Annotated in this window: 24 protein-coding genes and 2 tRNA genes; 8 read left to right on the top strand and 18 right to left on the bottom strand. The window is 51.9% G+C overall.

Going from position 1 to position 20,843, the window contains the following annotated elements; all coding sequences use genetic code 11:
- Positions 1-91: 91 nt before the first annotated feature.
- Complete coding sequence (locus LF95_RS05575) at positions 92-802, top strand: TetR/AcrR family transcriptional regulator (RefSeq protein ID WP_083607517.1); 711 nt, start codon at positions 92-94, stop codon at positions 800-802.
- Positions 803-1,017: 215 nt separating this feature from the next.
- On the opposite strand, the gene LF95_RS05580 is transcribed toward LF95_RS05575, so the two are convergent.
- From LF95_RS05580 to LF95_RS05605, 6 genes are all read right to left on the bottom strand, one after another.
- Positions 1,018-1,860, bottom strand: a complete 843-nt coding sequence (locus tag LF95_RS05580) for an ABC transporter permease subunit (RefSeq protein WP_073954045.1) — start codon at positions 1,858-1,860, stop codon at positions 1,018-1,020.
- Entirely contained in the window at positions 1,857-2,786 is a 930-nt protein-coding gene (locus LF95_RS05585) for an ABC transporter permease subunit (protein ID WP_073954046.1), read from the bottom strand. The genes LF95_RS05580 and LF95_RS05585 overlap by 4 nt, the downstream gene beginning before the upstream one ends.
- Positions 2,783-3,946, bottom strand: a complete 1,164-nt coding sequence (locus LF95_RS05590) for an ABC transporter ATP-binding protein (RefSeq protein ID WP_371440815.1) — start codon at positions 3,944-3,946, stop codon at positions 2,783-2,785. The genes LF95_RS05585 and LF95_RS05590 overlap by 4 nt, the downstream gene beginning before the upstream one ends.
- Positions 3,947-4,254: 308 nt before the next feature.
- Positions 4,255-5,361 carry a polyamine ABC transporter substrate-binding protein gene (locus tag LF95_RS05595; RefSeq protein ID WP_073954047.1) on the bottom strand — a complete coding sequence of 369 codons (1,107 nt, stop codon included), beginning with the start codon at positions 5,359-5,361 and terminating at the stop codon, positions 4,255-4,257.
- 165 nt (positions 5,362-5,526) lie between these two features.
- A complete protein-coding gene (locus LF95_RS05600) occupies positions 5,527-6,630 on the bottom strand; it encodes a polyamine ABC transporter substrate-binding protein (protein WP_073954048.1) in 1,104 nt (367 codons plus the stop codon).
- A gap of 240 nt (positions 6,631-6,870) precedes the next feature.
- Positions 6,871-8,220 (bottom strand): glutamine synthetase family protein, encoded by a 1,350-nt coding sequence (locus LF95_RS05605; RefSeq protein WP_073954049.1) that lies wholly within the window; start codon positions 8,218-8,220, stop codon positions 6,871-6,873.
- Positions 8,221-8,497: 277 nt separating this feature from the next.
- Between LF95_RS05605 and dgcN the strand changes: the two genes are divergently transcribed.
- The 4 genes from dgcN to LF95_RS05625 all read left to right on the top strand — a co-directional run bounded on the left by dgcN (position 8,498) and on the right by LF95_RS05625 (position 12,509).
- A complete protein-coding gene (dgcN, locus tag LF95_RS05610; RefSeq protein ID WP_073954050.1) occupies positions 8,498-9,502 on the top strand; it encodes an N-acetyltransferase DgcN in 1,005 nt (334 codons plus the stop codon).
- Between the two features lies 1 nt (position 9,503).
- The gene (gene dgcA / locus LF95_RS05615) at positions 9,504-10,490 is read left to right on the top strand and encodes an N-acetyl-D-Glu racemase DgcA (RefSeq protein WP_073954051.1); all 987 of its coding nucleotides are present in this window, start codon (positions 9,504-9,506) and stop codon (positions 10,488-10,490) included.
- 347 nt (positions 10,491-10,837) lie between these two features.
- Positions 10,838-12,007: a GGDEF domain-containing protein gene (locus tag LF95_RS05620; RefSeq protein WP_083607519.1), complete on the top strand. Its 1,170-nt coding sequence runs from the start codon at positions 10,838-10,840 to the stop codon at positions 12,005-12,007.
- A 190-nt stretch (positions 12,008-12,197) separates the two neighbouring features.
- Positions 12,198-12,509, top strand: coding sequence for a hypothetical protein (locus LF95_RS05625; protein ID WP_073954053.1), 312 nt, complete (start codon positions 12,198-12,200; stop codon positions 12,507-12,509).
- Positions 12,510-12,946: 437 nt separating this feature from the next.
- Here LF95_RS05625 and LF95_RS05630 read toward each other — a convergent pair whose 3' ends face one another.
- Complete coding sequence (locus tag LF95_RS05630; RefSeq protein ID WP_073954054.1) at positions 12,947-13,540, bottom strand: GNAT family N-acetyltransferase; 594 nt, start codon at positions 13,538-13,540, stop codon at positions 12,947-12,949.
- Complete coding sequence (locus tag LF95_RS05635; RefSeq protein WP_073954055.1) at positions 13,537-14,406, bottom strand: N-formylglutamate amidohydrolase; 870 nt, start codon at positions 14,404-14,406, stop codon at positions 13,537-13,539. The genes LF95_RS05630 and LF95_RS05635 overlap by 4 nt, the downstream gene beginning before the upstream one ends.
- A gap of 204 nt (positions 14,407-14,610) precedes the next feature.
- Here LF95_RS05635 and LF95_RS05645 point away from each other — a divergent pair.
- From LF95_RS05645 to LF95_RS05655, 3 genes are all read left to right on the top strand, one after another.
- Positions 14,611-14,687: transfer RNA gene (locus LF95_RS05645), tRNA-Val, on the top strand.
- Between the two features lie 15 nt (positions 14,688-14,702).
- A tRNA-Val gene (locus LF95_RS05650) sits at positions 14,703-14,779 on the top strand.
- A gap of 190 nt (positions 14,780-14,969) precedes the next feature.
- A complete protein-coding gene (locus tag LF95_RS05655; RefSeq protein WP_073954057.1) occupies positions 14,970-15,230 on the top strand; it encodes a SemiSWEET transporter in 261 nt (86 codons plus the stop codon).
- Between the two features lie 109 nt (positions 15,231-15,339).
- Here the strand turns inward: LF95_RS05655 and LF95_RS22755 are convergent, their stop codons facing one another.
- From LF95_RS22755 to LF95_RS05700, 10 genes are all read right to left on the bottom strand, one after another.
- Positions 15,340-15,642, bottom strand: coding sequence for a hypothetical protein (locus tag LF95_RS22755; protein ID WP_143181945.1), 303 nt, complete (start codon positions 15,640-15,642; stop codon positions 15,340-15,342).
- 171 nt (positions 15,643-15,813) lie between these two features.
- Positions 15,814-16,119 (bottom strand): hypothetical protein, encoded by a 306-nt coding sequence (locus tag LF95_RS05665; RefSeq protein ID WP_143181946.1) that lies wholly within the window; start codon positions 16,117-16,119, stop codon positions 15,814-15,816.
- Positions 16,120-16,274: 155 nt separating this feature from the next.
- On the bottom strand, positions 16,275-16,580 hold the full coding sequence (locus LF95_RS05670; protein WP_073954060.1) for a hypothetical protein: 306 nt from the start codon (positions 16,578-16,580) through the stop codon (positions 16,275-16,277).
- 95 nt (positions 16,581-16,675) lie between these two features.
- Entirely contained in the window at positions 16,676-17,014 is a 339-nt protein-coding gene (locus LF95_RS05675) for a hypothetical protein (protein ID WP_143181947.1), read from the bottom strand.
- 160 nt (positions 17,015-17,174) lie between these two features.
- Positions 17,175-17,480, bottom strand: a complete 306-nt coding sequence (locus LF95_RS05680) for a hypothetical protein (RefSeq protein ID WP_143181948.1) — start codon at positions 17,478-17,480, stop codon at positions 17,175-17,177.
- A gap of 158 nt (positions 17,481-17,638) precedes the next feature.
- Positions 17,639-17,944: a hypothetical protein gene (locus LF95_RS05685; RefSeq protein WP_143181949.1), complete on the bottom strand. Its 306-nt coding sequence runs from the start codon at positions 17,942-17,944 to the stop codon at positions 17,639-17,641.
- Between the two features lie 160 nt (positions 17,945-18,104).
- Positions 18,105-18,419 carry a hypothetical protein gene (locus LF95_RS05690; protein ID WP_073954064.1) on the bottom strand — a complete coding sequence of 105 codons (315 nt, stop codon included), beginning with the start codon at positions 18,417-18,419 and terminating at the stop codon, positions 18,105-18,107.
- Positions 18,420-20,018, bottom strand: coding sequence for a hypothetical protein (locus LF95_RS05695; RefSeq protein WP_073954065.1), 1,599 nt, complete (start codon positions 20,016-20,018; stop codon positions 18,420-18,422).
- 104 nt (positions 20,019-20,122) lie between these two features.
- The gene (locus LF95_RS22930; protein ID WP_168173661.1) at positions 20,123-20,293 is read right to left on the bottom strand and encodes a hypothetical protein; all 171 of its coding nucleotides are present in this window, start codon (positions 20,291-20,293) and stop codon (positions 20,123-20,125) included.
- A 235-nt stretch (positions 20,294-20,528) separates the two neighbouring features.
- Entirely contained in the window at positions 20,529-20,840 is a 312-nt protein-coding gene (locus tag LF95_RS05700) for a Dabb family protein (protein WP_073954066.1), read from the bottom strand.
- Positions 20,841-20,843 lie beyond the last annotated feature (3 nt).

A 20,843-nucleotide genomic window follows, 5' to 3' on the forward strand; every position in this document is an offset into this window, starting at 1 on the left:
ACAAATAGGGATTAAGCCTGAACCGTTGTTTGACTCTGGCTGTCAATGCGGGCAATAATTCGCCGGGGAGAAGACCGGGGAAGAATAAAATATGGAAAATGAATGTCTCGTTCGCGCGCGCAGCCATGAACAAAAGCTGCGTCGCAGAAACGACATTATAGACGCCGCAGAGGCGCTTTTTCTGGAAAGCGAGGGGCAACTTCCGTCTGCTGCGGAGGTTGCAAAAAAGGCCAACCTGGCCAAAGGCACGTTATACCTTTACTTTTCCAGCAAAGAGGCCCTGTTTCTGGAAGTGCTTCGTCGCTTTTTCAAGGGATGGAGCGAGAACAATCTGGAAATCATCGAACAGGAAGCAATGCGTCTTCCGGCTGATCGTGATCCGCTTCGGGTGGCCCGTCAGTTTGTTGATTATCTGGTCAAAAGATCACGTTTTTTGTATCTGGCGTCACTTTCGCACGGTGTCCTTGAACAAGGGGCCGATGATGAAAGCGTGCTGATTCACAAACGGTATGTTGCGGCAATGGTGAAGCGGACGGCCGATGCGCTTTCCGAGATTTATGCCATTACCGAACAGCAGGCCCGTAATCTGATGGCAAATTCCTTCGCGCTTATTTTGGGGTTATGGCAAATGTCCCAGGTGCCGGACAGGGTTGTGGTGTTGATGCGCCAAAACGCGCTGGAAGACATGATCATCGATTTTGCCCAGTCTGCCGAAATGGCTGTAATTGAATTCTGGCGCGCTGAAATGGCGGTCATGAAGACAGATAGCAGTCCCAGACCAGAAGTGGTGCCATCACTATAGATGGTGAGATGACGGCCATTAGTCAGGCCACCCGTTTGATGATCGGATGAAAAAAGGGGATGGTTTCAACCCGTAAACCATCCCCTTTTTTGGTGTTTTCGGTTTCATTGTGAAAAATGAACATGAAACATGGCTTGGAATGGCAAAACAGCCCCGCATCGATGCGGGGCTGTTGCGTTGCGTATCAGCTAACGTCTGTGACGGTTTTTGGTCGATCAGCCAGGAATGCCGGTATCTTCCTGCACTTGCCTTGTTCTTTGCCGTTCTGACCGCATCACCAGAATACTGGCAATAATGATCAGGATGGAAATGGCAACGATGATCAGGGTTGCCAGCGCGTTGATTTCCGGTGAGACCCCCAACCGGACCGACGAAAACACTTTCATCGGCAGGGTTGTGGACCCCGGACCGGCAACGAAGCTGGAAATCACCAGGTCATCAAGGGACAGGGTAAAGGACAAAAGCCAGCCTGCCATCAGGGCGGGCAGGATCATGGGCAGGGTGATCAGGAAAAAGATCTTGGTGGGCTTTGCCCCCAGATCCATTGCCGCTTCCTCGATCGAGGTGTCCATACCAGCAAGGCGTGATTGCACCACCACGGCAACATAGGCCGCGCAGAATGTGGTGTGGGCAATGACGATGGTGGTCATGCCGCGCCCGGCGGGCCAGCCGACCAGCTGTTCCATTGTCACAAAAAGCAGCAGCAGCGACAGGCCGGTAATCACATCGGGCATCACCAGCGGGGCGGCGATCATGCCCGAAAACAGGGTGCGGCCGCGAAAGCGCCCGAACCGCGACATCACAAGACCCGCCGGGGTGCCAATGGCCAGGGCCAGCGTTGCGGACATAAGGCCAATGCGCAGGCTGTTCCATGCTGCATCGATCATGGCGTCGTCCCGAAACAGTTCGACATACCATTTGGTTGAGAAACCGGCCCAGACCGTAACCAGTTTGCCCTCGTTAAAGGAATAAATGATTACCAGCATGATGGGCACATACAGAAAGGCGAAGCCAAAACACAGTGCCGACATCAGAAAGATGGAGCGTTTTCCGTTCATTTGCCTGGCTCCTCGGTTTTGCCCTGAATATGCTGAAAATACATGATCGGTACGACCAGAAAGATCAGCATCGCAATGGCCACAGAAGAAGCAATGGGCCAGTCACGGTTAGAGAAGAATTCGTTCCAGAGCGTTCGCCCGATCATCAATGTGTTGGGGCCACCCAGCAATTCCGGAATGACAAATTCACCAACGGCAGGAATGAAAACCAAAAGCGAGCCCGCCAGAATGCCGGGCATCGATAGCGGTAGGGTGATTTTGACAAAAGCCTTCCAGGGCTTGCAGCCAAGATCGAGTGCCGCTTCGAGCAGGCTGACATCCATTTTTTCCAGTGTGGAATATAGCGGCAGGATCATGAAGGGCAGATAAGTGTATACAATGCCGATATAGACCGCGACTTCTGTTTGCCGAATGATCAATGGTTCGGAAATGATATGCAGCCCCATCAGGGCGGCGTTGATCAGTCCTTCGCGGTCGAGAATGCCGATCCAGGCATAGACGCGGATCAGGAAACTGGTCCAGAAAGGCAAAATCACCAGCATCAGCAACAGGTTGCGCGTGGAGCCCTTGGCCCGCGCAATGCCGTAAGCCATTGGATAGCCGATCAAAAGCGTAATCACGGTCGAGATGGCGGCGATACGGATCGAATTGAGATAAGCCGAAAAATACAGACTGTCAGAGAGTAAAAACAGGTAATTGCCAAAATTGATGGCGATATTGACGCCTTCATCGACCCATTGAAACAGGGCGCTATAGGGCGGCTGGGCATATTGCGCCGTGGCAAAACTGATTTTGAGGACAATCAGAAACGGGACGAGGAAAAACAGAAAAAGCCACAGATAGGGCAGGCCGATAACCAGAATTCGGCCATGCCGGATCATCCAGCGGTCAAAACGTTGTTTGAGGGTAGGTTTGATTTCGCTCATTGGTTCAGCACCGAGGCGGACCCCGTCTCCCACGTCACCCAAACCTGATCGTCCCACGTATAGCGCGGTTCATTATGGCGATGGGTGTTGGGTTCGCTGACACGAATGCGTTTCCCGGTCTCAAGGCGGACGTGATAGGTCGATAATCCGCCCAGATAGCCAATTTCCTCGACCTTGCCGGCAAAACAGTTACGTTCGGCATTTTCGGGTTTTTCAGTACACAGGCGCAGGCGTTCCGGGCGGAGCGCGACCCATAGGGTGGTGCCTTCATGTCCCTGAACCGCGTGGTCGATATAAATTTCGCCGCCAATATCGTCAGACTGGATGATGGCGTATTTTTCGTCATCATCAATCAGGGTGCCTTCGATCAGGTTGACCTGACCCAGGAAGTTGGCGGTAAAGCGGGAATTGGGATATTCATACAGCTCGAACGGTGTGCCGATTTGCTTGATTACCCCTTCATTCATCACCGCGATGCGCGATGCCATGGTCATGGCTTCTTCCTGGTCGTGTGTGACCATGACAAAGGTGGTGCCAAGTTTTTCCTGAATATTGACCAGTTCAAACTGGGTTTGTTCGCGCAGTTTTTTATCAAGCGCGCCCAGCGGTTCATCCAGCAGCAATACCTTGGGCTGTTTGACAAGGGAACGGGCCAGGGCAACACGCTGGCGCTGACCACCTGAAAGCTGGTGTGGTTTGCGGGTGGCAAATTTGCTCATTTGCACCAGGGCGAGCATGTCGGCAACCCGCTCTTTGATTTCGGACTTGGAATATCCATCCTGATGCAGGCCAAAGGCGACATTCTTTTCCACGCTCATATGCGGGAAAAGGGCATAGGACTGGAACATCATGTTGGTTGGGCGTTCATAGGGCGGTACATTCGCCATATCGACACCGTCGATAAAGATTTTGCCCTCTGTCGGGTCTTCAAACCCGGCTAGCATGCGCAACAATGTCGTTTTGCCACAGCCCGATCCGCCAAGCAGGGCGAAAAGCTCGTGGCGGTAAATATCGAGCGATACGTCATCAACAGCGTAGAAATCGCCAAATTTTTTGGTGACTTTTTCAAACCGGATAAACGGTACTGCGTCCGGATTATTCCACGGTTGGCTGGTTTGTACACATGATTGTGCGTCTTGCTGATTGGCCCCCTGCGACACCAGAATTCTCCCGTCCGATGTTGTGATACTGTTCGTGTTTTTCTGCTTAACAGGATGAAGCATTTGCGCAATCTGTAAAGAGGGGTGTGCGATATTTTGAACATCATGCGCCATTTTATGGCGATAATGCTGGCAAAATGAGCGCTCCTGTTCAGAAAATGAGCAATTTTTTCTTCATCATTTCGCGGTTTAAGACCGCCGGATTGCAGGATGCAACCGCGATTTTAGCGTCGTGATGCGAGTCATAAATGAAACAAGGCGCGGGGGATGCCGCGCCTTGTGTTTTTATGCTCTGATCTCAAGCAGGCTTATTGGCCGGTTTTGAGCTTGGTCCACAAACGGGTGCGTTCGCGCAGCAATTTGGGTCCAGGTTCGATCTTGGCGCGCAGCTTTGCCTTTACCTCGTCAGACGGATAAATGCCGGGATTGTTTTTGATGGCATCATCAATATAGGGCATGGCCGCAAGGTTCGGGCCAGCATAGGTGACATAATTGGTGATCGAGGCGCTGACCTTTGGATCAAGGATATAGTTGATGAATTTGTGCGCCAGGTCGGGATGCGGGGCATCAGCCGGGATCAGCATGGTATCAAACCAGATCAGCGTGCCTTCCTTGGGAATCACGTAATTGATTTTAATCCCGTCTCCGGCTTCTTCCGCGCGGTCACGCGCGATGAAAATATCGCCCGAAAAACCGACAGAGGCGCAGACATTGCCATTGGCAAGGTCGTTAATGTACTGGGAGCTGTTGAAATAGGTGATGTAGGGACGGATTTTCTCAAGCTGGGTCATCGCCGCCTGGATAGATTCCTTGCTTTGCGGTTTGTCCCCATTGCCGAGATAGAAATTCACCGGATCCACCATTTCGCCCGGATCATCAAGCAGCGTCAGGCCGCATTTTGACAGCTTTGACGCATATTTTGGGTCAAAAATAAGGGCCCAGCTGTCGGTCGGGGCGTCATCGCCCAGAATTTCCTTAACTTTGTCAACGTTATAGCCATAGCCGTTGGTGCCCCACATATAGGGGACGGCATAGGCATTGTCGGGGTCATATTTGGCGGTTTGTTTCAGAATGGCCGGGTCAAGGTTGCCGTAATTCGGCAGCTTGGATTTGTCGAGCTTCTGGAAAATATTTGCCTGAATCAAACGCTGCGCATCGGCCAGAGTTGGAACCACGATGTCATAACCGGAATGACCTGCCAGCAATTTGGCTTCAACAACCTGGTTGCTATCATAAACGTCGTAATTGACCTTGACGCCATATTCCTTTTCAAAATTGGCGATGGTGTCTTCGGCGATATAGTCCGACCAGTTATAGACGTTTAAAACATCCTCGGCGGATGCAATGGTCGTGTGGGCTGAAACTGTCGCAACCAGCGCAATCAGGCTGGTGGTGCATTTTTTCAGTGATGACATGTCGCTGTGCCTCCCTCGTTGACAGCGTTAAGACAAGCAACCGGGGCAATGTGCTCCGACAGGCTTTATCTATCCTTTAAACCGTTCGGGGATTTGTCAAACACAAGATATCGGGTGCGTGACGATTTTCTGCTTTGACTGATCCCCGAACGAGGAATTATCGCATTATTGGCCGGTTTTCAGTTTGGTCCACAAACGGGTCCTTACTCGTAAAACCTTGGCATCCGGTTCCACCTTGGAGCGTAGGCGCTCCTTGACTTCATCTGACGGATAGATGCTGGGATTGTTTTTGATACGGTCTTCGATCATGTCCATTGCGGCCAGGTTCGGCCCTGCATATTCGACATAGTTGGTAATGGCCGCACTGACATCGCCGCGCAGAATATAGTTGATGAATTTATGCGCAAGGTCCGGGTGCGGGGCATCGGCCGGGATCATCATGGTGTCAAACCAGATCAGTGTACCTTCCTTGGGGATGGCATATTTGATCTCGTTGCCGTTATTGGCTTCGGCCGCACGGGATGCCGCCATGTAAATATCGCCAGACCAGCCAATCGCGGCACAGATATTTCCGTTCGCGAGATCGTTGATATATTGCGAACTGTGGAAATAGGTAATGTAGGGGCGAACCTTTTCCAGTTCTGCCATCGCCGCTTCGACGGATTTGATGCTTTGTGGCTCATCTGCCGTGCCAAGATAGGCACTGACCAGCGGGACAATTTCGCTGGGGTCATCGAGCATCGTCATGCCGCATTTGCTGACTTCTTTGGCATATTTCGGGTCAAATATCAGCGACCAGCTATCTACCGGGGCATCGTCGCCGAGGACTTCCTTGATCTTGGCGACGTTATAGCCAATGCCGTTTGTCCCCCAAAGATAAGGCACGGCATAGGCATTGTCGGGGTCGTATTTGGCGGTCTGTTTTAAAATCGTCGGATCAAGATTACCGTAATTGGTAAGTTTGGATTTATCGAGCTTGAGAAACAGCCCGGCTTTGATCAAACGTTCAGCATCGGCCAGTGTGGGAACGACAACGTCATAGCCGGAATTTCCGGCCAGCATTTTGGCTTCCACCATCTGGGTGCTGTCATACATGTCATAATTGACTTTTACGCCAAATTCCTTCTCGAAATTGGCAATGGTGTCTTCGGCAATGTAGTCTGACCAGTTGTAGACATTCAAAACTTCCTCGGCCGACACATTGGCGTGAAATCCGGCAAAAGCAGTGACAAATGCGATCAGGCTGATGGTTTTATTATATGTTTTCATTGTGCGGTGCCTCCCTTGTGGCAACGTCATTTATCATGGGGACCTCCCTATTTCCGCCCATGCCTGCGATAATCCTGAAACGTTTCCGCGCTTTGTCAAATACAAGATGACGTTTTTGCCGGTCTTTTGAATTTTGTAGTGATTGTGACGTCTTTCATGCAAAAAAATTGCGCCGGAACGGTATATTCCGGCGCAATCGGTTATGAGTGGGGATTTTGGCAAAATCCCGACGTTGAAAGATCAGACGTTCAGTAACAGATGTTCACGTTCCCAGGCGCTGATGACAGTCTGGTAGGTATCCCATTCCGCTTCCTTGACCGCCAGGACCGCAGCCGAAAATTCATCGCCCAGCAAATCTTTGAGCGGGCGTGAACGGCTGAATTTTGCCAGGGCCTCGTGAATGTGGCGGGGCAGGGAATGCGCACGGTCATAACCTGAACCCTCGATCGGTGTTGTCGGATCAATTTCTTCCTGAATGCCCAACAAGCCGCAGGCCAGGGATGCCGCAATCGCGAGATAGGGGTTGGCGTCCGCCCCAGGAATGCGGTTTTCAATGCGGCGCGCACTGGGCGGGCCGTTGGGCTGGCGTAAACCAACCGTGCGGTTATCCAGTGCCCAGTGCATGTTGATCGGGGCATCCGACCAGGGCTGCAAACGGCGATAGCTGTTCATATTCGGCGCCAGAAGCGGCATCGCGGCGGGCAGATACCGCTGCAGTCCGCCAATGTAATTCAGGAACAGCTTTGAATTTTCACCATCGTCATCGGAAAACAGGTTTTTGCCGGTTTTGATGTCGATCAGGCTTTGGTGGATGTGCATGGCGCTGCCGGGCAGATTGCCCATCGGTTTTGCCATGAAGGTACCATAGACCCCGTGTTTGAGGGCGGTTTCACGCAGGGTCCGCTTGAACAGGAAGGACTGGTCCGCCAGTTCCAGCGGGTCGCCGTGGTTAAAGTTCATTTCCAGCTGGGCCGGGCCCGATTCGTGGCTCATGGTATCGGCATCGATATTCATGGCCTCGCAATAATCGTACAGGTCCTCGATCAGCGGGTCGAATTCGTTAATGGCATCAATGCCAAAGGCGTTTGAGGCACGTTCCGGCCGGCCGGATCGGCCAACCGGCGGTTCTAACGGGTTGTCCGGGTCGGTGTTTTTGGCGACCAGGTAAAATTCAAGTTCCGGGGCAATGATCGGGCGCATGCCCAGGTTTTCAAACTGTTTGAGAACACGTTTAAGAACATTGCGCGGGGAAATTGACACTTCCTCGCCCGAAAAATGGTAACAATCACAAATAATCTGGGCGGTTGGCTCTTCATACCAGGGCACAACGCGGATGGTTTCGGCGTCTGGAACCATCACCACGTCTTTTTCCGCAGGGTCCAGAAAAGCGTCGGTTTCTTCGGGGTAGCCCCCAGTGACAGTCAGGCAGAAAATTGCCTCGGGAATGGCGAGGCTTTTGTTTTCAACCCCGCGCAAAAATTTTTGCGTTGGCAAAACCTTGCCGCGTGCCACCCCTGACATGTCAGGCACAATACATTCAACTTCTTCAATTTTTCGTTCGGATAGCCACGTTTTGAGATCCGTACTCATCAATAAGTCGGGCGCTTTCACGCCAGTCCTTCATAATTGCAGTTTATTGCGTTTTTACCGGTTTTTCCCAGCTTCCTTTACAATAAACTGTGTTTAAGTTGATAGATGGTCGAATATATTTCGGATTTTTTGTGTTTTTTCCGAATTTACTGCGAACATCTCACGATATAGCCGAAGATGGCCCCACACTACATCTGGCGGGCGGGGCCTTGTTCAGGCTATAGTCGCTGCCAGATTATAAGTTCAGCGGTTGGACGCTGGTCAAGGAGGTAAAGTAATGAAAATCGAACATCCCTATCTTATGTTTCTTGGTGATGCCCCGGACGAGCTGGCGGCAAAGACCGCAATCGGCATTAAACAGTGGCGCCCGGAATGGTGCAAAGGCCAGCTTCGCCTTGAAAACTGCAATGCGGATCTGGGTCTGCCGGACATGACAATTGCCGAGGCCCGCGAAGCCGGGGTTAAAACCCTGGTTCTGGGTGTCGCCAACCGGGGTGGTATTATTGGCCCGGTCTGGATGGAAACGCTGCTTGAGGCCATTGATGCCGGCATGGACATCGCCAATGGCCTGCATACCAAGCTGTCGACGATTCCCGAACTGGCCGAAGCCGCAGCTGCCAAAGGCGTGTCGCTGTTTGACGTGCGCCATTTTGACGGCAAGCTGCCGGTTGGCAGTGGTGAAAAGCGCAGCGGTAAGCGTGTTCTTGCGGTGGGTACCGATTGCTCGGTCGGTAAAATGTATACCGCCCTTGCCATTGAAGCCGAAATGAAAAAACGCGGTATCAAATCCACCTTCCGCGCGACTGGCCAGACCGGTATTTTCATCGCTGGCGAAGGCATTTCGGTTGATGCCGTGATTTCGGATTTCATTTCTGGTGCGGTTGAAACCATTGCACCGGCCAATGATGCGGACCATTGGGACGTGGTCGAAGGGCAGGGCAGCCTGTTCCATGCGTCTTATGCCGGTGTGTCGCTGGGTCTTTTGCATGGGTCGCAGGCCGATGCCATTGTCGTTTGCCATGAGCCGACCCGCACACATATGCGCGGCCTGCCGGGTTATTCGCTGCCGGATCTGAAGACGACTCTGGAAGTGAACCTGATGCACGCCCGCCTGACCAACCCCGATTGCGTGGTTGCCGGGTTTGCCATCAATACCAAGGCGCTGGATGAAGCTGCTGCAAGCAAGCTGATGGCTGATATCTCCGCAGAGTTTGGTCTGCCGTGTGTGGATCCGGTGCGCAACGGCGTTGCGCCGATTGTCGATAAATTGCAGGAGATCTGATGTGCCGAAACTAAGCGTCACATCCGAAATCTGGCCGTTACGGACAGCCTTTAAAATTTCGCGCGGGGCCAAAACCCAGGCCGAAGTGGTGGTTGTGACCCTGAGTGATGGCGAATTTAGCGGGCGTGGGGAATGTGTTCCCTATGCCCGGTACGGCGAATCCATCGATCAGGTGATCGCGGACATCAAAGCCCAGGCTGATGCCCTGGAACACGGGATGACCCGGGCGCAATTGCAGGATGCCATGAAGGCCGGGGCGGCACGCAATGCCGTTGACTGTGCCTATTGGGACCTGGAAGCAAAGCGGTTTGGCCGTCGTGTCTGGGATTTGCCGGGGCTTGAGGCGCCGGCACCCGAAGGGCTGGTTACGGCAGAAACCCTGAGCCTTGATACGCCCGATGCCATGCGTGAAGCGGCAAAAAAGGCGTCTTCCGTACCGCTTTTGAAGCTGAAGCTGAACGGCGAAAATGTTGTCGAATCGGTGCGGGCGGTGCGCGAAGGTGCGCCGGAATCGCGTTTGATCGTTGATGCCAACGAAGCCTGGTCGATTGAACTTCTGCGCGATATTGGCGCGGAGCTGGATGCGCTGGGTGTTGAAATGATCGAACAGCCGCTTCCGGCGGGCAGCGATGACGGGCTGGTTGATATTGACTGCCCTGTTTTGCTGTGTGCCGATGAATCGGTCCATACCGTAGCCGACATTCCGCGTCTGGCCCGGCTTTATGACATGATCAACATCAAGATCGACAAAACCGGTGGCTTGACCGGCGCGCTTGAGCTGGCAGATGCCGCCCTTGATGCCGGAATGCAATTGATGGTCGGCTGCATGGTTGGTACCTCGCTTGCGATGGCACCGGCTATGGTGGTTGCCGCCCGGGCCCGTATTGTTGACCTTGATGGGCCATTATGGATGGCAAAGGATCGTGATAATGGCATTGCCTTTGATAAAGGTGTGATGTCCTTGCCCCCGGCAGATTTGTGGGGATAGATCGGTCAGGTTGCTAAAACTTTTGTATGATCCGTATTGGATAAAGGGACAGTCTTCGGATTGTCCCTTTATTTTTTGTCATAAAGACTGGCAGATCTTTTATTTACACGGTGTTTTATAGTCATAAAAAACCATAAAAGGGGCATGAGGGGTGGTTTTATTGCGTGATTGCACCTCCTTTGGATAGTTGTTATTTTGGTTGTATGGCGCGAGTATAAGTTTTGTTTCCTGGGGCGTGCGATGCTCCTGATTGAATTTAGGTGACGGAGCCCTGCGTGCCATCCTCGAACTCTCCTTTAGCGTCATTTCTGAGGGAAAGGTTGCGATGTGAGATTCGCGACTTCGTCGTGCCGTTTTTTCACAATGAAGCCCTCAGGTTGCGCCGTGGCGAGATTCTCCGCCAGACGGGCCGGATTGCAGCTGGTTTTGTCCTGCTTTATTTGATTGTTGCCCTGGTTTGGGATGGTTCCTATGCGGACCTGTTAAACGCCAATTGGCAAAATATTATCCGGGCTTTGGTGGCGTTGATTGCATTTTGGGCCATGCTGGATGGTCGTCTTGGTGCGCGTTTGCGGCGCAAGGTGCCGTTATTGCCATTTGGCCTGCTAATGTTGTCTGTGGGTGTGTTGTTTGCGCTGTCGCTGGCCGATGCTGCTACCTCCAGCCATATGGTCATGACACATGGGCTGCTCATGTTGGCAATGGGCATGCTGTTATCAGCCATGCCCCTTACTTTGCTCGAAGTTTGTGTTTTTATTGCCATTCCGGCGGGGCTCGATGTTACCGGTTTGCTGCCCGATGCCAGTGGGGTGACGACTGCCGGTGTTATGTCGATGCGCGTGCTGTTTCTCGTCATGACGGTGACAGCCGCACTGTCGGCCTTGTTGCAGCTTTATCGCACCATCATCAACATTCAACAAATCGCGCAGGACCCGTTAACGGGTGCCTATAGCCGTGGTTTCGGATCGGAAATGCTGTTTCTCGGGTTCGAGACGGCGCGCCGCAGTTGTCGGCCCTTTTCGGTGGCCTTTGTTGACCTGGACAATTTCAAACAGGTGAATGACGCATTTGGCCATGATCAGGGCGACCGTATTCTGGCCTGCAGTGGTAAAAGCCTGATTGCCGGGTTGCGACGTGGTGACGTTGTTGTGCGGTGGGGCGGCGAGGAATTTCTGGTTTTGTTGCCCGGTCTGACCAGTGCTCAGGCACGCGAAGTGATGCGGCGTGTCGTTGGAAAGGGGCTGACGGATTTGCCTGATGGCTATCGTCAGTATTGTAGTGTCGGGATCGCCGAACGTATCGAGGACAAGCAGGAAGAACCGCATTCCCTTGTCGATCTTGCCGACCAGCGCATGTACGATATCAAACGCGATCAGGGGACAGATGGTGTCGGGTATCTTCTGTCAGGCCGGCGGGATAAAGGTTCCGCGTCAAGTGATAGGGATGGCAGCGGGGCGACCATCATCATACATCCTGCCTGCGATGCGCCGCTGTCTGCCAAACCGATAGGTTCCTGACTGGGGCCGGATTTTTCCTTGGCCTTTTGCGATTTGGTCGAGATTTGTGCAGGTGTGATTTGCATCTTGCCTGCCAATGGCAACTTTTTCTCCAGTTATAAAATTGATTTTTCGGCATTGAACCGCATGTTCGGCGCGAACGTGCCGCGCGAACGTGCCGCGCGAATATCCGGCGTTTTGAGCACCCTGTATGGGCGAGATGCTGTCAACATGGCAAATGAACGCTGCTTTGGCCTGCCTGATGCCAGGCAGGGGCATGGTGGTTCTGGATTTGTGTCATGGCATCGATTTTGTTGTGCTTCAGAGCAAGGCTTCGTTTCTGCGAATCCGAGAGTTAAATTTTCGTTTTCGGGCGTGTAATGCGCCGGATTCGAAAAAACAGCCGCCTTTATGCGCTGGATTCGGGGTCGATTCCCGCAAGATTTTGGTGCTGATTTACGCGCCGCTGCCAAATTATGGGGCACAGGCCGATGCGAAAAGTGTCAGTCTCGTGAATTTTTGATCAAAAAAGCGGCATATTTTCTAATGATAAAAAAATAGACAGAAACATGTTGCAACGCGAGGTCAATCTGGCTATTGTCTATTTGTGCGCTGCGGTAGGACGCAGTGCATTCCGGCGAGCGACTAGTTCGCTCGTTTCTTGGACGTTTCCTCCCTAGACTTGGGCCGCTGTCATAGGCGGCCTTTTTTTTGCCTGGAATCTGGGATTTCACGACAAATTTGAACGATTAACCGGAAAGTCGTTATCAGGGAGAGGCGCTGGTTTGGTTGATGTGATATGGTGCGACGCAGCGTAAGTGGCGTAAAAATCATCCTTTTTGTGAGTCTGTTTTCATCAGCCCCTGTTGCAGGGCACAATTTTCCACCGTCGCGGGATTTACGCCCGCGACGCTGAAAAATCATCCATCAGGTACAAGTACGATAAGCCGCTTTAAGCGATTAGCCCAGGGTTTGGGTGCTGGCTTCCTTGCCCGGTTCCTGTTCGGGAATTGTGCCATCCCCATCGCCCAGCCAGCGTTGCATGATGACGCTGTCAACCCAGCGGCCCAGTTTGTAACCTGCTGATTGTAATGTTCCGGCAACACGAAATCCCAGTCGGGCGTGCAGCCCTATCGAGGCCACATTGGCAGAATCGCCGATAATGGCGACCATCTGGCGATAACCAAGGGCTGTGCAGCGCGTGATCAGTTCGGTCAGAAGGGCGCGCCCGGCACCTTTGCCGACAATTTCCGGGGCGATATAGATGGTATCTTCGACAGTGTAACGATAGGCCGGGCGCGGACGATAGGACCCGGCATAGGCAAAACCTTCGACATTGCCGTCAATCTCCGCCACCAGATAGGGCAGGCCGCGTTCGCGCACATGCTGCCAGCGCGCCGTCAGCTCGGCAATTTCCGGGGCGCGTTCTTCAAACGAGGCCAGGCCATGCAATACATGGTGGCCGTAAATTTCGGTGATGCGGGCAAAGTCTTCGGGCTGGGCATCACGAATTAACAGGTTGTCCAGTTTCTGTTCGGAAGGGGCGGCGGTCATTCCAGGGGGCTCCCGTCAAACTGATGGAATTGTTCGATAAGACTGCTCATCTGATCGCGCAGGCTGTTGAAACCATCATGAGGTGTAAGGGTTTCTTCCTCCATGTAAAGAGCGCGGTTGATTTCAATTTGCAGAGTATGAACATTTTGCCCGGGTTGCCCGTAATGGCGCGTGCAATAACCGCCCGCATAGGGGTCGTTATAGGCGGGGTTATAGCCCATATCACGAAAACATCTTCCGACATGATTGGTTAAGGTTGGATGGCAGGACCGGCCATAACAGTCCCCCAAAACCAGATCGACAGGATTTTGCGACGAATCCGTCGAATCGCCCGGCATCGAGTGGCAATCAATCAGAATGCAATAACCAAACTGGTTGCGCGTCATGTCGATCAGCTTTTGCAACGCCTGATGATAGGGGGTGTAATAGGTGTCAATGCGCTGCAGGGCTTCGGCCACGGGCAGGCGGGCTTTGTAAATTTCCACACCGCCACTTACCACACGGGGGATCGAGCCCAGCCCTGATAGCGCACGCATGGAATGAATGTCGGCATTCTCGGGCAGATCGCCCTCAAACATGCGCGGGTCCAGTTCCAGTGCACCGCGATTCACATCAACATAAGCGCGGGGAAAATTTGCGCATAATAGGGGGGCACCGGCCTTGGGGGCGGTGGCAAACAGGCGGTCCACAAAGGCATCCTCTGATGCGCGCAGGGCAAAGGCATCGATTCGTGCCCGCGTAATCAGATCATCGGGATAAACACGCCCTGAATGCGGTGAGGCAAAAACCACCGGCAGCGTTTGGCGTTGGGGTAAAAACACGGTTGCCGGTGTGCTGGCACTTTGTTCAGGTGGCATCAGGTTCATATGGCTTTCATCGCACAGGCTGTTTGGGCACCTCATGCGGTGCGGTTACGTGTTACATTCTCATATCATGAAGATTTTTTTGCAAAAAGCCAAATGGGGGGTTGCACCTTTGTCTGCCTTGGGCTAAATACCGCTGCGCCGCAGGGAACAACGTCGAACGACTTGGATGACATGTTTTTTGTGGCAAATGGAAGATGGCAAGATGGGCCTATAGCTCAGTTGGTTAGAGCGTTCGCTTGACATGCGAGAGGTCACAAGTTCGAGTCTTGTTAGGCCCACCATCTTCGCACATATAAGGGCCTATAGCTCAGTTGGTTAGAGCGTTCGCTTGACATGCGAGAGGTCACAAGTTCGAGTCTTGTTAGGCCCACCATTCCAACCCCGCCCGCTGGCGGGGTTTTGTGCATCCGGGCCATTTCCATTCGGTTTTCCTACTTATATATCGCTGTTTTTGCACATGTTTTGCGAAATTCGCGAATTGAATTTTTTCCATCTTGAATGCGCGCTGATTGTGTGTTGAATGCGTTCAATACTATTCGCTTTCCCGGTGAAGGAGCATGCAAATGGGGGTGCCTTTTGAAACGGTGTTGGGGCTTGTCGCCGGGTCTTTGACCACGCTTGCCTTCCTGCCGCAGGTTGTGCGCACCTGGCGCACCCGCTCGACGGCCGATATTTCACTGGGCATGTTTCTGGTGCTCTGCACGGGCATTGCACTGTGGTTCGTCTACGGGCTGATCAACGGCGACTGGCCCGTCATCATCGCCAACGGTCTGACTTTCTTGCTCGCTTCCATCATTCTGGGTTTCAAAATCCGGCACGGATAGTTGTTTGGTGCCTGATTGCCAATTCGGTCGTGCAGGGCATACTTTTATCCGGGGTTTGGGCTGTTCAAGAGCTTTTGGGGATTACAGCAGACGCCTGATGTTAACGGTTTCAGTAATCTCTGACATTCGGTTCCTCACCACCTTCAAAAGCATAGGCGTAAACATCTTTGAAGAACTGGCGGGCTGTTTCCTCGTTGCGGGCTGAGCAAGCGGTTGAATCATAAAAATCTTTTTCTCCTAACCAGCCATTTTCCAGATAGTTTAAAAATTCTGAACGAATTCTGTTGGTTTTTTCGACCGTCATTTTGTCACAAAAATGTGGAACCCTGTCACTTAATGCTGCATTAACATTGAACAAACCTAGTAGAGTCTCGAGTTCACTCGACATTTCTTTTTTCTCTTTTTTAGGCATTTTTGTCTCCCATGGAGCTAGGTAAATATCGCGCCATTATAGTGCCCGTCGGAACAGTGGTCAGGAAAGAACATATTAATCGCGGCTTCGCAGGGTGTGGCCTCCATTAACCGGGGTTTGGACTTGTTTTGGGCATCTTCAGGTTGCTTGTATTGTCTGACATTATCGGTTTCAGTAATCTGCTACATCCGGTTCCTCACCATCTTCAAAAGCATAGGCGTAAACATCTCTGAAAAACTGGCGAGCGGTTTTCTCGTCACGGGCGCTACAGGCTGTAAATCGGCGAAATTCGGCGGCACCTAAGAGATTCTCTTTGAGCCGCAGTTTGAATTCTTGACGCAAAGCCTCTTTTTCCGATGCTGGAAGGGGGGTTAGATGTTTTGCTACTTTATGTGACATTGCGACATTGACATTGAAATGAGCAAGTAGGTTCTTGAGGCGACCTTCAATTTCAGGAGATATATTCATACTGCTCACCTATGTATCCGGGTAAATATGGCGCCAATAAAGTGCCCGCCGGAACCGTGGCTGGGGAGGAGCACACTAATCGCGCACTTGTAGGGTATGGCCTTTCTTAATCGGGGTTTTTGCTTGTTTTCGGGCATATATGGAATGCTGGAGATACTGACGCTTTATCGATTCCAATAATCTCTTACATCTGGTTCCTCGCCGCCTTCAAAAGCGTAGGCGTAAACATCCTTGAAGAATTGGCGGGCTGTTTCTTCGTTGCAGGCGCTACAGGCTGTAAATCGGCGAAATTCGTCGGCAGCTAACCGGTTTTCTTTTAGTTGTAATTCAAATTCCTGACGTAAAGCTTCTTTGTCCGATGCTGAATAGGGGGCAAGATATTCAGCTAGTTCATCTGACATCGCGACATTGACGTTAAAATGGCCCAGTAAATCTTTAAGGTCGTTTTGCGGGTTCGGATATATATTCATCTCGTTTAACTATCGCCAAAGATCGGCAACAATGACCTTTTCCAATCGCTATGCTGCGTCGGCTATATTGTCGATAACAGATTTCGGGGGGCAGTTTATGGATTTCTTCGGTTTACGGTAGCGGCATGATATTCCCGGCTTAAGTAATCTCCTACATCTGGTTCCTCGCCGCCTTCAAAAGCGTAGGCGTAAACGTCTCTGAAAAACTGGCGGGCTTCTTCTTCATGTGTGCTACAGGCTGTGGCGCTGTAAAACTCTGCGGCACCTAAACGGTTTTCTTTTAATTTCAATTCAAATTCCTGACGTATAGCCTCCTTTCTTGATGCAGGAAAGGGGGCAAGATATTTTGTCACTTTATGCGACATTGCAACATTGACGTTAAAATGACCTAGTAAATCTTCAAGATCTTTTTGCGGTCTCGGAGCTAAATTCATGATGTTCACCTACGGGTCCGGGGACATATGACGCCAATAAGGTTCCCGGTGGAACAGTGGATGTGGATAAACACACTATACGAGATCGCAGACATGGTTTCTGTTAACCCGTAGATTGGCTTGTCTGAGGGTTTTTCGAAGTGCTGGAGATGTTGACGCTTTATCGGTTCCAGTAATCTCTTACATCTGGTTCCTCACCGCCTTCAAAAGCGTAGGCGTAAACATCCTTGAAGAATTGGCGAGCTGTTTTCTCGTCACGGGCGCTACAGGCTGTAAATCGGCGAAACTCGGTGGCACCTAACCGGTGTTCTTTTAGTTGCAACTCAAATTCTTGACGTACAGCCTCTCTCCTTGAAGCTGGAAAGGGGGCCAGATATTTTTCTATTTCATCTGACATCGCGACATTGACGTCAAAATGTCCTAGTAAATCTTTCAGATCTCCTTGCGCTTTTGGAGATATATTCATGACGTTCACCTATGTGTCCGGGTAAATATCGCGCCATTAAAGTTTCTGTCGAAACAGTGGTTGTGGAGAAACACACCAATTGTGGGTTCGCAGGACATGGCCGCCATTAATCCCGGTTTTGTTTTTGGGCATCTACGGATTGCTGGAACTGTCTGACGCTATCGATTCCAGTAATCTGCCACATCCGTTTCCTCGCCGTCTTCAAAAGCGTAGGCGTGAACGTCCTTGAAGAACTGGCGGGCTGTTTCTTCGTTGCGGGCGCTACAGGCTGTAAATCGGCGAAACTCGGCAGCACCTAGAAGATTCTCTTTTAACCGCAGTTCAAATTCCTGACGTAACGCCTCCTTGTCAGATGCTGAAAAGGGGGCAAGATATTTTGCCACTTTATGCGACATCGCGACATTGACGTTGAAATGATATAGTAGATCTTTGAGTTTGCCTTGCGCTTCTGGAGCTATGTTCATGATTTTCACCTATGGATCCGGGGACATATGACGCCAATAAAGTTCCCGGTGGAACAGTGGATGTGGATAAACACACTATACGGGATCGCAGACATGATTTCTGTTAACCCGGAGATTGGATTGTCCGAGGGTTTTTCCGAGTGCTGAAGATGCTGACGCTTTATCGGTTCCAATAATCTCTTACATCTGGTTCCTCGCCGCCTTCAAAAGCGTAGGCGTAAACGTCCTTGAAGAATTGGCGGGCTGTTTCCTCGTCACGGGCGCGACAGGCTGTAAATCGGCGAAACTCGGCAGCACCTAAAAGATTTTCTTTGAGCCGCAGCTCAAATTCCTGGCGTATAGCCTGTTTATCTGCTGTTGGAAAAGGAGCAAGATAGTCCTCTACTTCATCTGACATCGCAACATTGACGTTAAAATGAGCAAGCAGAGTTGCAAGGCGATCTTCAATTTTTGGAGATATATGCATGATGCTCACCTATGGATCCGGGTACATTGTTTTAAGTTGGGGTATGCCATTGGCATCTTTTTCAAAGACTGCCACGATTTTGGTGTTATTATCGAATACAGTTTCTGCAAAGGGTGTTCCTGTATGAATTCTTGGATTGTTTTTCCCGCCGATAATTGAATATCCTTTCACACGCGCCTGAAAATCCGGACCAAAGACATCTGACATTTTTAAATTATCGATCAAAATCTTTTTATCAAAAGGCTTGTTTAAAAATGCTCTGTATTTGGGAACTTTTATAACCGCCTCATAGGCTCGGACATAATCGGCCGGGGTGTTGAATTTGGTGGCGTGTTCGCCCACGACGTGTTGAACCTTTTTCCAGTTGATCTGAAGCCGGCCTTTGCCCGGAGCGTTGATATATACGATCTTTGGCTCCGTGCCATGAATTTTGGGGTCATAGACAACACCGTATTTTTTGAGGAATTTGTCATAATCCACGGTTGTCCCCGTCATCATGTCGAAGCCTTTATAGGCCCGGTCCCAGAGCATCTCATCCGTCACATCGCCCTCATGGCGCTGCGGGCCGTGTCCCTGGCGGGCAAGCTCGTCGAGTTTTTCGTTCCAGTAACGTGTGCGGCGGAACAGTTTTATTATTTCATCTTTGAAGCCCTTTGCGCCTTCGACAATGCTTTCATTCAGTTTTCGGCCAAGCGGTCCGATCTGTTCGATGATCGGTTGCAGCATGTCCATAAACTGTTTGATGGCGGCGACGGTCCTGCCAGCGCCCTGGACGAGCAGGGTGCGGACTTTTTTTGCCGTGGTTGCGGCACGCGCGGCGAGGGCGGCTGCGGCAGGGGCCGCACCAACGCCGGATGAACTTGCCAGTGCCCCGATGAGCAGGCCGATCAGCCATATGATGACTTCGGGGATGACAAAGCCGACGCCCGTGCCGGACATTTCCATCCAGAAATTTGGCGTCATCATGGTGATCACCCGCATGGCCGTATTGGCAATCAGGCCTAGCACCGGTGTGCGGCGGATCATCTCGATCAGGGAATTGAGCCATTCGACACCCTTTTCAAAGGCGTCATGGATCAATTGCCCGAATTCACCAATGACACCTTCTGCGGTTTTCAGGGCCTCTAGCAGGCGGAGTTTGGCAAAAAGCCTGTCGATGTCACCAGTCAGAAGGGCGCGAAGCACGTCAACCAGGGGTTCGAGATGGTCATAGGCCGCCTGCGCGCCCGCCCATGTGGCACGCCCGATGGATTGAGCGGTGTCAATGGGGTGGGAAATGCCATCCCAAACGGCCAGGGCCGCGTGAGAGGTGGTATCGTAAAGCCATCCGGCGGCTGAGCCCCAGAAGTCCTTTTCGCCGTCCCACCAGGAGGAAATACCGTTTCCAACACCCCGGATATAACTGCCCAGAGCGCCCGTCACGCCGTCGCGTCGCCATTCATCGACATAGGGCTGGAAAACCCGGGTCATTTCGGTTTGAAAGCGCCACAGATCGGCAACGATGGCCTTTTCCAATTGCCATGCCGCATCTGCCGCACTGTCTATATCGGCTTTTGCCCCGGTATCGATAATCAGCGGATCACGAGGCAGATCCTGTTGTTCGGCCACCCCTGTCTGCAAGCGGATCGGCGGAAGGGAGGATTCACCGTCGCGCGCCCCGAAATTGAACGGATGATAGGTGCGTGTCCGGGCCAGAACATTTTGATCTTCGCTTAAAAGCGGACCCGCAGATCCGTAATCGGCGTTTGCAGGGGATCGTCGTAGAAAAACTGGACACGACGTGGCCCTGTACAGGTCTGGGTCACACCACCGAACGTGCCGCTGAGTTTGTTGGCGACGGGTTCGGCCTTTGACGTTATTTCGGCGGGGGTCATCCGGTTCATGACGCGGCGTGCCTCCGCGCTGCTATGATGCCATACGCATATTTTTGATTGAAAGGGGAAAAAGATGTCATCAAATTTCCTCTGCCGCTGCTGCCGTGTCTCTTATTTAAAGAATTTTTCCAACTATAACATCCATAGGTTGTCGTTCAAGAGACTTGTCAATCATTGGATCGTGCGCCCGTTGGGGCCGGCACGATCCATGTGCAGAACGCGAGAGGGTGCTTGAAGGGCCGGGTCAGCCGACTTTCAGGTCAAATACCAGCAGGCCCTTGATGCCACCCTCGGCAAGGCTGACCAGTTCTGCGCCCAACGTTTTATGGTCGGGCAAGGCAAGATAGGCATCGCGGGCATCCTCATCGACAAAATCAATGCAAATGCCGTGCTTAAAGCCCTGTTCCAGTCCTTCGGGGCTGATTGACGGGCTGGCGTCGAAGTCGCGCATGCCGGGAAGGTGTTTTCGCAAATCGGCGAGGCGGTCAAACAGGCTCTGGATGGTATCGCTGCTGACGTCGGCTTTGAAATTGACCAATACGATATGGCGGATCATGTC

This window comes from Thalassospira sp. TSL5-1 (assembly GCF_001907695.1).
In the GTDB taxonomy this organism is placed as follows: Bacteria; Pseudomonadota; Alphaproteobacteria; order Rhodospirillales; family Thalassospiraceae; genus Thalassospira.

Bases quoted from the DNA above. Each gene is read 5' to 3' on its own strand.
- LF95_RS05575 (WP_083607517.1), top strand. From the start codon at position 92: ATGGAAAATGAATGTCTCGTTCGCGCGCGCAGCCATGAACAAAAGCTG.
- LF95_RS05580 (WP_073954045.1), bottom strand. From the start codon at position 1,860: ATGAACGGAAAACGCTCCATCTTTCTGATGTCGGCACTGTGTTTTGGC.
- LF95_RS05585 (WP_073954046.1), bottom strand. From the start codon at position 2,786: ATGAGCGAAATCAAACCTACCCTCAAACAACGTTTTGACCGCTGGATG.
- LF95_RS05595 (WP_073954047.1), bottom strand. From the start codon at position 5,361: ATGTCATCACTGAAAAAATGCACCACCAGCCTGATTGCGCTGGTTGCG.
- LF95_RS05600 (WP_073954048.1), bottom strand. From the start codon at position 6,630: ATGAAAACATATAATAAAACCATCAGCCTGATCGCATTTGTCACTGCT.
- LF95_RS05605 (WP_073954049.1), bottom strand. From the start codon at position 8,220: ATGAGTACGGATCTCAAAACGTGGCTATCCGAACGAAAAATTGAAGAA.
- dgcN (WP_073954050.1), top strand. From the start codon at position 8,498: ATGAAAATCGAACATCCCTATCTTATGTTTCTTGGTGATGCCCCGGAC.
- LF95_RS05625 (WP_073954053.1), top strand. From the start codon at position 12,198: ATGGGCGAGATGCTGTCAACATGGCAAATGAACGCTGCTTTGGCCTGC.
- LF95_RS05630 (WP_073954054.1), bottom strand. From the start codon at position 13,540: ATGACCGCCGCCCCTTCCGAACAGAAACTGGACAACCTGTTAATTCGT.
- LF95_RS05635 (WP_073954055.1), bottom strand. From the start codon at position 14,406: ATGAACCTGATGCCACCTGAACAAAGTGCCAGCACACCGGCAACCGTG.
- LF95_RS05655 (WP_073954057.1), top strand. From the start codon at position 14,970: ATGGGGGTGCCTTTTGAAACGGTGTTGGGGCTTGTCGCCGGGTCTTTG.
- LF95_RS22755 (WP_143181945.1), bottom strand. From the start codon at position 15,642: ATGCCTAAAAAAGAGAAAAAAGAAATGTCGAGTGAACTCGAGACTCTA.
- LF95_RS05670 (WP_073954060.1), bottom strand. From the start codon at position 16,580: ATGAATATATATCCGAACCCGCAAAACGACCTTAAAGATTTACTGGGC.
- LF95_RS05675 (WP_143181947.1), bottom strand. From the start codon at position 17,014: ATGAATTTAGCTCCGAGACCGCAAAAAGATCTTGAAGATTTACTAGGT.
- LF95_RS05680 (WP_143181948.1), bottom strand. From the start codon at position 17,480: ATGAATATATCTCCAAAAGCGCAAGGAGATCTGAAAGATTTACTAGGA.
- LF95_RS05685 (WP_143181949.1), bottom strand. From the start codon at position 17,944: ATGAACATAGCTCCAGAAGCGCAAGGCAAACTCAAAGATCTACTATAT.
- LF95_RS22930 (WP_168173661.1), bottom strand. From the start codon at position 20,293: ATGAACCGGATGACCCCCGCCGAAATAACGTCAAAGGCCGAACCCGTC.
- LF95_RS05700 (WP_073954066.1), bottom strand. From the start codon at position 20,840: ATGATCCGCCATATCGTATTGGTCAATTTCAAAGCCGACGTCAGCAGC.